Source organism: Pannonibacter sp. I15F10I1 (assembly GCF_900185665.1).
Classification (GTDB): Bacteria; Pseudomonadota; Alphaproteobacteria; order Rhizobiales; family Stappiaceae; genus Pannonibacter; species Pannonibacter indicus.
The window spans coordinates 47,047-56,672 of record NZ_FYAN01000018.1; the positions used below are offsets into that span (position 1 = coordinate 47,047).

The following is a 9,626-nucleotide window of genomic DNA, read 5'->3' on the forward strand; positions in this document are numbered from 1 at the left end:
TCTGGCTGGCGTGAGGCTTGCGGGCGCACAAAAGCAGAAAAGCCGCACCCTTGAAGGGCGCGGCTTCCTGTTTCAGGCCGGCTGGCGGCTTGAAATCAGCGGAACAGCGACAGAATGTTCTGGCTGCTGGAGTTGGCGATCGACAGAGCCTGGATACCGAGCTGCTGCTGGACCTGAAGGGCCTGCAGACGGGTCGATTCAGAGTTCATGTCGGCATCAACCAGCTGGCCGATACCACGGTCGATCGCGTCGGTCAGGGCGCCGACAAAGCTCTTCTGGCCGTCAACGCGGGTCTTGGCCGAACCGAGCAGCGTGGCTGCATTGGTGAGATCCTGAATAGCGGCGTCAACGATCGAGATCGTCTCTTCCAGGGTCGTCAGGTCAGCAGCCGAGTCCGTCAGGGCCGAGATATCGATCGTCGACACCTTGGCAGTGGTACCACCGGAAGTGCGGTCCCTGTCCAGAATGCCGCCCTGAGCGTTGCTGTCGTACAGCGTAGTCTGTGCGATGTTGATGTCGATCGTATCGATCGTGATCGCACCGCCGACACGGCTGAAGGAGCCAACAATGGACTTGGTGGCGTTGTAGTCAGCTGCACCGGTGTTCACAGACAGCCAGTTCTCACCGTTGAACACGGCAGAATCTGCCAGGGTCTTCAGGTCATTCTGGTAGGAGGTGATGTCAGCCTGAATCTTGTCGCGGTCCACGCCAGGCTGACGAGCAGCAACGAGCTTGGCCTTGATATCATCAAGCTTCTTCACGGACTCGTTCAGAGCCGTATACTGGACATCCACGGTGGCGGCGCCGAGACCCAGAGCATCCTTCACAGCCGAAAGGGCAAGGTTATCGGAGCGCATGGTGGTCGCGATTGACCAGTAGGCGGCGTTGTCCTGAGCACCAGCAACACGCAGGCCGGTCGAGATGCGGCTCTGAACCTGAGACATGGACGCGTTGGTCTTGTTCAGGGTCTGCAGCGCCGTCATGGCGGAGGCATTAGTCAGAAGGCTGGACATATCTAGTCCCTTTCATATGGAAAGTTGAAGGGGACATACCGGGTTTTCACCGGTACAGCAGGGCGGCATCATGCCTTTGAGCCTCAAAGTGTGGGAAGGGCTCAACCTGTTGTGATACTCACGCTAGCGCTGCAGGCTTGCGTGAAGCTGACCAGAAGCTAGCATCACAAAAGTGCGGTTGCCAAGGGGCAAATGCACGCGCTTCGAAACAAAAAGGCACGGCGCGGGGCGCGCCATGCCTTGAGGCACGTCTGTCCGTTTTCTCAGAAAAAGGACCGCACGAGGCTGCCCACCAGCAGATTCCAGCCATCGATCAGCACGAAGAACAAGGCCTTGAACGGCAGGGCGATCACCGTGGGCGGCAGCATCATCATGCCCATGGACATGGTGATGGTGGCCACGATCATGTCGATCACAAGGAACGGCAGCACGATCAGAAAGCCGATCTCGAAGCCCCGGCGCAGTTCCGAAATCATGAAAGCCGGGATCAGGACCCGCAACTCGACCTTGTCCGGCGAGGCGGCGGTTTCATTGGTCACCCGGCCGGCCGCCAGATCATCGAACAGCACCAGATCAGCCTCGCGCACTTGCGACAGCATGAAATCGCGGAACGGATCGGTGATCCGCTCATAGGCAACCTCTTCGGTGATCTCGTTGGCCAGAAGCGGCTTGACCCCCTCGTTCCACGCCCGGTCGAACGTGGGTGCCATGACATAGAAGGTCATGAACAGGGCAAGGGAAATCAGGATCAGGTTGCCCGGTGTCGTCTGCAGGCCGATGCCGGAGCGCAGAAACGACAGGGCGATGGCAAAGCGCGTGAAGCTCGTCACCATGATGAGAATGCCCGGGGCAACCGACAGCACAGTGAGGAGCGCAATCACCTGCACGATGCGGCCGCTGGCGCTGGCCTCACCCGCGGGCAGCAGCGAGGACAGATCCGGCAAGGCCTGCGCACTGGCGGCAACAGTGCCCGCAAGCAGCAGAAGAACGGCGGTCAGCAGCCTGCGTGTCATTGCACCACCAGGGATTCAAGGATCAGCTCACGCACCTTGCCGCCGGAGCGGGCCTTGGCGCGCTCATTGAGATCTTCGCGCAGGTGCTGAAGGCCGGCTGCTCCTTCGATCTGGGCCAGGGTGACGGTGCGCAGATAGGCCAGGACATCTTCTTCGATATAGCCAAGCAGGACGATGACATCATCGATGCCTTCCTGATCGATCACCACGGAGGCCTGCAGCCGCACCCAGGCCTCGCGCGGAGCCGCCAGGTTGGTCACCAGCGGCTTGAGCGACCTGAGCCGCACGGGAGCGAGATAGATCTGTTCCACGTCAGGCTCTTTCGCAGCCGTTGCGGCCTGACCGGCGACAGCGTTGCGGACCGTTTCCGTGAAATGCAGACCAGCGACAGCACCGATCCCCCCGCCAAGCAGCGTCAGCAGAAACAGGATCAGGATGAAGCTGCCGATGGAGCCGCCGGACGAGCCATCCCGCCCATCAGGATCATTGGCAAGATCAGCCATGGAAACGCCTCCTCAACAGGCACTCAGAAGGGTGAGATCGTGTCGATGACCTGCTGGCCCCAGGCAGGCTGCTGGATCTCCGAGATGCGCCCGCGTCCGCCATAGGACACGCGCGCTTCTGCAATCTTGTTGTAATCGATGGTGTTGTTGCCGCCGATGTCACGCGGGCGGACGATGCCGGCCACGTTGAGAACGCGCATCTCGTAGTTCACCCGGACTTCCTGGGACCCGGAGATGACGAGGTTGCCATTCGGCAGACGGTCGGTGACGACCGCGGCAACCTGCAGCTTGATCTCCTCCTTGCGGTCGATGGTACCGCGCGAGTTGGAGGAGGAGCCGGATTTGGTGTCGAAGGAAAGATCGGCCGAGGTTCCCGAGCCGCCGGCACTGGCCGAGAAGCCGCCACCGATCCCGAGCTTGCCGTCGCGCCCGCGCGCCGAATTGTTGTTCAGCGTTGCCTTGTCATTGATGGCAATCAGCACGGTGATGACATCGCCAACACGGCGGGCGCGGGGATCGGAGAAGAAATCATCGCGGCCTGAAACCCAGAGCGAATTATAGTCCTTGCGGCCGCTCGGATTGAAGGTGTTGAGCGGATAGACCGCAGCGGGCTGGGACGCGAGGCCATAGCCCACGGGTGACATCGCCGGCTCACGGCCGATTTCATTCATCTGACCTGCGCAACCTGCTGACACAAGACAAAGGGCGAAAGGGATCAACAGGCGCATCAAAGGCTCCCCTGTGCTTCGGATTTGGAAAGTCCAGCCATGGAGTGGGTCAACTGGGCCGCGCGGGCGGGATCCATTTCGTCCAGGATCTGGCTGGCTGCGCGGGCATTGAGCTTCACAAGCACGGCAACGGCCGTATCTTCATCCAGCGTCGCCAGCTGGGCTGCAGCCGCCTCGGGCCGCATGCGCTGAAAGATCGACACAACATGCCCCTCGACTTCGCCGAGAACCTTCTCGCGTCGCTTGACCCATTCCTCGTATTCGGCGCGCTTCTGCTCCAGCTCGCGGATCCGGTTCTGAAGCCGCTCTTCCAGCGCAATGAGATTCCATGTCTGCCAGGCAAGACGGGCATCACTCGCCGCCCCGCCCATGTTCTGGCAGTAGAGCGCCGCATCGCTCGGCGCGCCCGCGTCTCCAGGCTCGGCCGGGGCGGGCACCGGAAGATCCGCAGCCGATGCATTGCGCAGGTTGGAGGCCGTCTGGGCGCCCGCCGGAGCTGCAAAACCCAGCGCTGCCAGAGACAGCAAGCAGGAGATAGTCAGGATGCGGCAGACAGAACGCCGGAACAAAGGGCGCAGGGCTCCAGCCGGGGTCATGCACGGGATCATGGGCAGGAAATCCTTCCAGTCGCTGTTGGCCCGACTATGGCGGCCGAGGCTTGTGCGGAGCTTGGCCGGATGCCATGAAGGCAGCGCAGGCTTTCGGAAGAGACAGGCTGGCGGACGTAAGGGCAGGCTGAAATGCAGCACGGTCCACAGCCATCAGGCTGCGGACCGTGCCCTCCCCCGGAGCTGTGTGGGCAGGGGGCTGCCGGGAGAATTCGGGATTGCTGACCGTGCAAAGGCTTACTGGATCACCAGTTCCGCCTGCAGGGCGCCTGCCGTCTTGATCGTCTGAAGGATGGCGATGATACCTGTCGGCTTGAGACCGATGCGGTTCAGACCGCGCACGAGCGTCTGCAGGTCGGTGCCGCCGATGATGGCGAGCTGCCCGCCATTTTCAGCCGCATCAATGAAGGTGCGCGGCGTCACCACCGTTTCACCATTGCCAAAGGGCTGCGGCTGGGACACCTCCGGCGCCTCGGTGATGCGGACCGTCAGATTGCCATGGGTGACGGCGACAGTTGAAATCTGCACATCGCGGCCGATCACCACCGTTCCCGTCCGCTCATCGATGACAACGCGCGCCGACTGATCCGGCTGCACCATCAACCCCTCGATTTCCGCCATGAAGCGGGTGAGGCTGACCTTGGCCGGCGGGGTCAGATCGATGGAGCGGTGATCTCTTTCACGGGCTGACGAAACGCCATAGGTGGTCTTGGTGTAGCGGTTGATGGCATCAGCCACCCGCACCGCCGTGCGGAAGTCCGGGTTGGACAGTTCCAGCACCAGTCCGGGAATATTGGCGAAACGGTCCGGCAGATTACGTTCGATCATGCCGCCATTGGGAATGCGCCCCACTGTCGGAATGCCCTGACGCAGGCTCTCGGCCTGCCCGGTTTCGGAAAACCCCGAAACCGCAACAGCACCCTGCGCCACCGCATAGACCGCCCCGTCCGCGCCAAGCAGCGGCGTGGCGACCAGCGTGCCGCCAGCCAGAGAGGATGCATCGCCGAGGGAGGAGACATTGACGTCAATGCGCGAGCCCTGGCCAATGAAAGGCGGAAGGTTTGCCGTCACCACCACAGCCGCGACATTGCGGGTGCGTAGGCGCGCGTCACGCACGTTGATGCCCATGCTGTCGAGCATGGACTGAAGGGATTGTTCGGTGAAAGGCGCATTGCGCAGCGTGTCGCCGGACCCTTGCAGGCCGATGACAAGGCCGTAACCGACCAGCTGGTTGTCACGCACGCCCTGGAGCGAGGCAATGTCCTTGATGCGCACCATGGCACTGGCAGGCGCCGCAAGGCTGGCGGCGCCCATGGCAAGGGCCAGGGCCAGAACTGCAAGGAAAATCCGCCGCATGGTCAATCACCTACCAGAATGGAGCCGTCCGGCTGAACCCGGCCGGTGATGATGAGGCCGCTGTCGATGTTTCTGGCGCGGATGAAGGATCCGACGGATCCATTCTGCAGCGCCTCGACCTGAGCAATGATCTGCAAGCCGCCTTCGCGGAAGATCAGGCGGGCAGGTTCGCCGCGCTTGATCACCGTTTCCACCGCAACGGCGGTTGCGGGCACAGGCACACCCGGCTGCAGCGAGCGGCGGGCGACACGCCCCACCAGCTCTTCCCTTGTTGCAACCACGGAGAACTGCTGAACCGTCCTCAAGGGGAAGCGGCGGATGATCACCTGATCGGCACTGATCACCTCGCCCTGCCGGACGCCGGACCGCAGCACCGGCAGATCCAGAGAAGAGGCGCGCGCACCGGTCATGGCGGCCGTGAGGGCAAGGCCTGCCAGCATCATGCAGATGAAAAGCCGTGTCAGCATCGCTGCTCTCCTCGCCCGCTCCTAAGGATCAGCGGATCCCTTGCGTCACCACGCCAAACATGTCGTCCGCGGCCTTGATGACCTTGGAGTTCATTTCGTAGCCGCGCTGCGCCGAGATCAGCTCGGTGATTTCCTTCACCGGATCGACGTTGGAGGCCTCCGTGTAGCCCTGGCGGATGATGCCGAAACCCGGATCACCGGCGACACCGGCAATGCCCGGGCCGGAGGCCGGGGTTTCACGGAACAGGTTGCCGCCGATGGGCTCAAGCCCGACGTCATTGGCAAAGTTAGTCATGGCCAGCTGCCCCAGTTCCTGCGGGTTCACTTCACCTGCCACCTTGGCAAAGACCGTGCCGGACTCATTGATGGTGACTTCAATGGTCTCCGGCGGAATGATGATCGCCGGTTCAATGGCATAGCCATCGAGCGTCACAATGCGGCCTTCAGCATTCTTGTTGAAGGCGCCGGCGCGGGTGTAGAGCTGCTCGCCTTCCGGCCCGGTTACCTGGAACCAGCCGCGCCCGTCGATGGCCATGTCCAGCTCGTTGCCGGTCTGGTTCATGGTGCCCTGGATGTGCAGCTTGCGGATGGCGGCGGAACGCACGCCAAGACCCAGCTGTGCGCCTTCCGGCACCGGATCCTCACCGCCCCGGTTCGGCACCCCCTGCAGGCGCTCGGCCTGATAGAGCAGGTCGGTGAACTCGGCCCGCGCCCGCTTGAAGGAGGTGGTGTTGATGTTGGCGATGTTGTTGGCGATGACTTCGACATTGAGCTGCTGGGCGCTCATGCCGGTCGCTGCGATTGCCAGAGCTTTCATGTCAAACTCCCTTGGTGCGGGCTGAATTCCTGGTCATCCGGGCCGGAGCCTCAGATGGCCATGCGGCTGACTTCCTGATAGGCGGAAACGACCTTGTCGCGGATGGCGATGGCGGTTTGCAGCGAGGCCTCGGCGGCCATCACGGCTTCCACCACCTGCTGGGCCGACGCCTTGCCGCTGATGCCGGCGATCGAAACGGCTTCACCTTCCTTCACGCGCTCGATGGCTTCCTGCGTCACGGAGGCCATGGTGTCCGTGAAGCTGACCTCGGGCACCGCATTGGCGGGCGCTGTGCCGCCCAGCGGCACGCCGCCTGCGACATAGCGGGTCTGGGAGACCTGCGACGTGATACCGTCACCGGCGGATTTGATGGCGGAAATCTGGTCGATCATCTTCAATCCCTCAGAAGGTCGATGGTGCGCATGATCATGCTGCGGGCCTGCGTCATCATCTTCAGGTTGGCTTCGTAGGAGCGGTTCGTCTCGCGCATGTCGGCCATTTCGACCAGCATGTTGATATTCGGCATCTTCACGTAGCCATTTTCGTCGGCAGCCGGGTGGCCCGGATCATATTCGACGTTGAAAGGCGCCTTGTCGGACCCGATGCCCTTGACCTTCACCAGATCGGCGGACAATGCCCGGTCAACCTCGCTTTCGAAGGTGATGGTCTTGCGCTTGTAAGGATCCGAGCCCGGCGTCTTGCCGGTCGATTGCGCATTGGCCAGGTTTTCCGACACGATGCGAAGACGGTCGGACTGGGCGCGCAGGCCGGAAGCGGAGATCTTGAGAGTTGCGGCCAGCGGGTCGATCATCACTTATCCCTTCAGGCTTGCCAGATACATGCGGTGAAAGGACTTGATGATGCTGGTGTTGAGCGCATGGTCGCGCGAAACTTCACCCGCCTTCATCAGTTCCTGCTCCAGATTGACGCTGTTGCCGGAGTGGGAAACATCCCAGCTTTCCGCCTTGCCAACCTTGGACGCTTCAGGCGCATCCCCGAGGCTGCCCATGTGGCGGCCGTGGGTTGCGGTCATCACCAGGCTGGTTTCATCCAGAAGCGTGGTGAAAGCCTCGATGTCGCGGGCGGCATAGCCGGGCGTGTTGGCATTGGCGATGTTCTGCGCCACCGTTGCCTGGCGCACCGACAGCCAGTCGGCCTGACGGGATGCAAGACTGTTCAGATAGACAGGTTCCAACGTCGCTCTCCGAAGCCTGTTGTGGCGTTCGGTAACAGAACTAGGGTGTCAACCTTGTCCGAGGCTTTCGACCCCGGCCCTGCCGGTACGGCTGGCGCAGGCGGGAAGGCATCGGCCGGACAGGCGGAAAACCGGCCCCTGCCCTTGCGCAAGGCGGCGGGATCGGCTAATGCGCACGTCCCTTGCGCGCCTGCACGGCGTCCCACTCCAGCGACATTTCAGGGAGCCCGCCATGCGTCCGGCCATCGGTCTTGATTTCGGCACGTCCAACACGGTGCTGACCGCCTGCACAGCAGCAGGCAATGCCAGCAGCATCACCTTCGGTCATGCTCCGGAACAGGTGGACAGCCTGCCTTCCGTGCTGTCCTTCCTGGAGCCGCCGCGCGGCGTCCATCCGGATGAACGCGCCGACGTCGGCCAGTGGGCCATCCGCCAGTTCATGGACCACACGGGCGAGTGCCGTTTCCTGCAGTCGCTGAAGACTTTCGTCGCCAGCAAGCTGTTCAAGGGCACCGGTGTGTTCGGCACCCATTATGAGTTCGAGGACCTGCTGGAGACCTTCCTGCGCCGTGCAGGCGCACACCGTGATGAGGCGCTGGATACGGGCGGCGGGCGGCTGGTCATCGGCCGCCCGGTGACCTTTGCGGGCGGCGCACCGGATGATGCGCTGGCGATGCAGCGCTACCGCTCGGCCCTCTCCCGCTTCGGTTTTGAGGAAGTGCTGTTCGTCTATGAGCCCGTGGCAGCCGCCTTTGCCTATGCGCAGCGGCTTGAGGGCGAGGCCACCGTTCTCGTCGCCGACTTCGGCGGAGGCACCACCGACTTTTCGCTGATGCGCTTTGCCCGCAACGCCAGCGGCCTCACGGCCGAGCCGCTGGGCCATGGCGGCCTTGGCATCGCCGGCAACACGCTGGATTACCGCATCGTCGACAAGGTGATCCTGCCGGAACTGGGCAAGGGCAGCCAGTACCGCAGCATGGGCAAGGTGCTGGAAGTGCCGCCGAACCTCTTCTCCAACTTCGCCCACTGGCACATGCTGTCGGTCTTCAAGGCTTCCGCCGATTACCGCGAGCTGAAGAAGATGCTGAGTTCCTGTCTCGATCAGGACAAGATCGAGCTGTTCATCGAACTGGTCGACACCGATCAGGGCTATCCGCTCTACAAGGCCGTGTCGGAGTGCAAGGCACGGCTGTCCTTCGATGAGGAAACGGAACTGCGCTTTGCCCCCATCGGCAAGGACTTCGCCGCCACCGTGCGCCGGGCAGACTTCGAGGAGTGGATCGCCCACGACCTCACCCGCATCAGCGACGCGCTGACGGCAACGCTCGCCAGCGCAAACCTGGATGCAAAGGACGTGGACAAGGTGTTCCTGACCGGCGGCACCTCCTTCGTGCCCGCGATCCGCAAGCTCTTCGCGGACCGCTTCGGAGCAGAGCGCCTGTCAGGCGGGGAGGAAATGTCCTCCGTCGCCAAGGGCCTCTCCCTCATCGGCGCCCGCGAAGACGCCGCCGCCTGGGCCGTGGCTGCCTAAGGCGGAGATCGTAGCTGATCGCTCCGGCACAGCCTTTCGGCTTGCTCCTTCTTGTGGGCGACCAGCCTGACATATTGGCGCGGATAAGAGCGCGCAGTGATATACCCCGTTTATGGCAGGACGCCTCCGCCCCCCTCCCCCTGGTGGGCAGGGCTATCGCATATGGCTGATGAGCGATGTGAGGAAGTCCTCGTCCCATCCAGCCTTTTTGATTTTCCGCCTGATTGAGGCCTTGTCAGGATGGGAGCGGATGACGTTGAGGGCGATTTTTCGCAGGAGGGCGATGTTCTGCGGGCCGTTGTCCTTGCGGTTTCTGGCGGCGTCCTCGCAGAAGTGGACGTCGAGGACCCAGTGCAGTTTGTTTTCGATGTGCCAATGGGTTCTGACGGTTTCGA

At 62.6% G+C, this 9,626-nt stretch carries 13 protein-coding genes; 1 reads left to right on the forward strand and 12 read right to left on the reverse strand.

Features of this window, described 5'->3' with window-relative positions:
- Positions 1-95 precede the first annotated feature (95 nt).
- From IF10I1_RS12285 to flgB, 11 genes are all read right to left on the reverse strand, one after another.
- The gene (locus IF10I1_RS12285) at positions 96-1,013 is read right to left on the reverse strand and encodes a flagellin (protein ID WP_186392979.1); all 918 of its coding nucleotides are present in this window, start codon (positions 1,011-1,013) and stop codon (positions 96-98) included.
- A 263-nt stretch (positions 1,014-1,276) separates the two neighbouring features.
- The gene (fliP, locus tag IF10I1_RS12290; protein ID WP_122519159.1) at positions 1,277-2,026 is read right to left on the reverse strand and encodes a flagellar type III secretion system pore protein FliP; all 750 of its coding nucleotides are present in this window, start codon (positions 2,024-2,026) and stop codon (positions 1,277-1,279) included.
- Positions 2,023-2,529: a flagellar basal body-associated FliL family protein gene (locus IF10I1_RS12295; protein ID WP_050474390.1), complete on the reverse strand. Its 507-nt coding sequence runs from the start codon at positions 2,527-2,529 to the stop codon at positions 2,023-2,025. Before IF10I1_RS12295 ends, fliP begins: the two co-directional genes overlap by 4 nt.
- Positions 2,530-2,552: 23 nt before the next feature.
- Entirely contained in the window at positions 2,553-3,257 is a 705-nt protein-coding gene (flgH, locus tag IF10I1_RS12300) for a flagellar basal body L-ring protein FlgH (protein ID WP_050474389.1), read from the reverse strand.
- Positions 3,257-3,853, reverse strand: a complete 597-nt coding sequence (locus IF10I1_RS12305; protein WP_058898123.1) for a MotE family protein — start codon at positions 3,851-3,853, stop codon at positions 3,257-3,259. Before IF10I1_RS12305 ends, flgH begins: the two co-directional genes overlap by 1 nt.
- 249 nt (positions 3,854-4,102) lie before the next feature.
- Positions 4,103-5,221, reverse strand: coding sequence for a flagellar basal body P-ring protein FlgI (gene flgI / locus IF10I1_RS12310; RefSeq protein WP_058898124.1), 1,119 nt, complete (start codon positions 5,219-5,221; stop codon positions 4,103-4,105).
- Between the two features lie 2 nt (positions 5,222-5,223).
- Positions 5,224-5,688 carry a flagellar basal body P-ring formation chaperone FlgA gene (gene flgA, locus IF10I1_RS12315; RefSeq protein WP_050474387.1) on the reverse strand — a complete coding sequence of 155 codons (465 nt, stop codon included), beginning with the start codon at positions 5,686-5,688 and terminating at the stop codon, positions 5,224-5,226.
- A 28-nt stretch (positions 5,689-5,716) separates the two neighbouring features.
- The gene (gene flgG / locus IF10I1_RS12320; protein WP_050474386.1) at positions 5,717-6,505 is read right to left on the reverse strand and encodes a flagellar basal-body rod protein FlgG; all 789 of its coding nucleotides are present in this window, start codon (positions 6,503-6,505) and stop codon (positions 5,717-5,719) included.
- A gap of 50 nt (positions 6,506-6,555) precedes the next feature.
- Positions 6,556-6,897 (reverse strand): flagellar hook-basal body complex protein FliE, encoded by a 342-nt coding sequence (locus tag IF10I1_RS12325; protein WP_026355490.1) that lies wholly within the window; start codon positions 6,895-6,897, stop codon positions 6,556-6,558.
- Between the two features lie 2 nt (positions 6,898-6,899).
- A complete protein-coding gene (gene flgC, locus IF10I1_RS12330; protein WP_050474385.1) occupies positions 6,900-7,316 on the reverse strand; it encodes a flagellar basal body rod protein FlgC in 417 nt (138 codons plus the stop codon).
- A 3-nt stretch (positions 7,317-7,319) separates the two neighbouring features.
- Positions 7,320-7,700, reverse strand: a complete 381-nt coding sequence (gene flgB, locus IF10I1_RS12335) for a flagellar basal body rod protein FlgB (RefSeq protein WP_050474384.1) — start codon at positions 7,698-7,700, stop codon at positions 7,320-7,322.
- A 232-nt stretch (positions 7,701-7,932) separates the two neighbouring features.
- Between flgB and IF10I1_RS12340 the strand changes: the two genes are divergently transcribed.
- Positions 7,933-9,231, forward strand: a complete 1,299-nt coding sequence (locus IF10I1_RS12340; RefSeq protein ID WP_186415657.1) for an Hsp70 family protein — start codon at positions 7,933-7,935, stop codon at positions 9,229-9,231.
- A gap of 153 nt (positions 9,232-9,384) precedes the next feature.
- Here IF10I1_RS12340 and IF10I1_RS12345 read toward each other — a convergent pair.
- On the reverse strand, positions 9,385-9,626 hold a 242-nt coding region (locus tag IF10I1_RS12345), incomplete at its 5' end, for an ISAs1 family transposase (protein WP_186391335.1).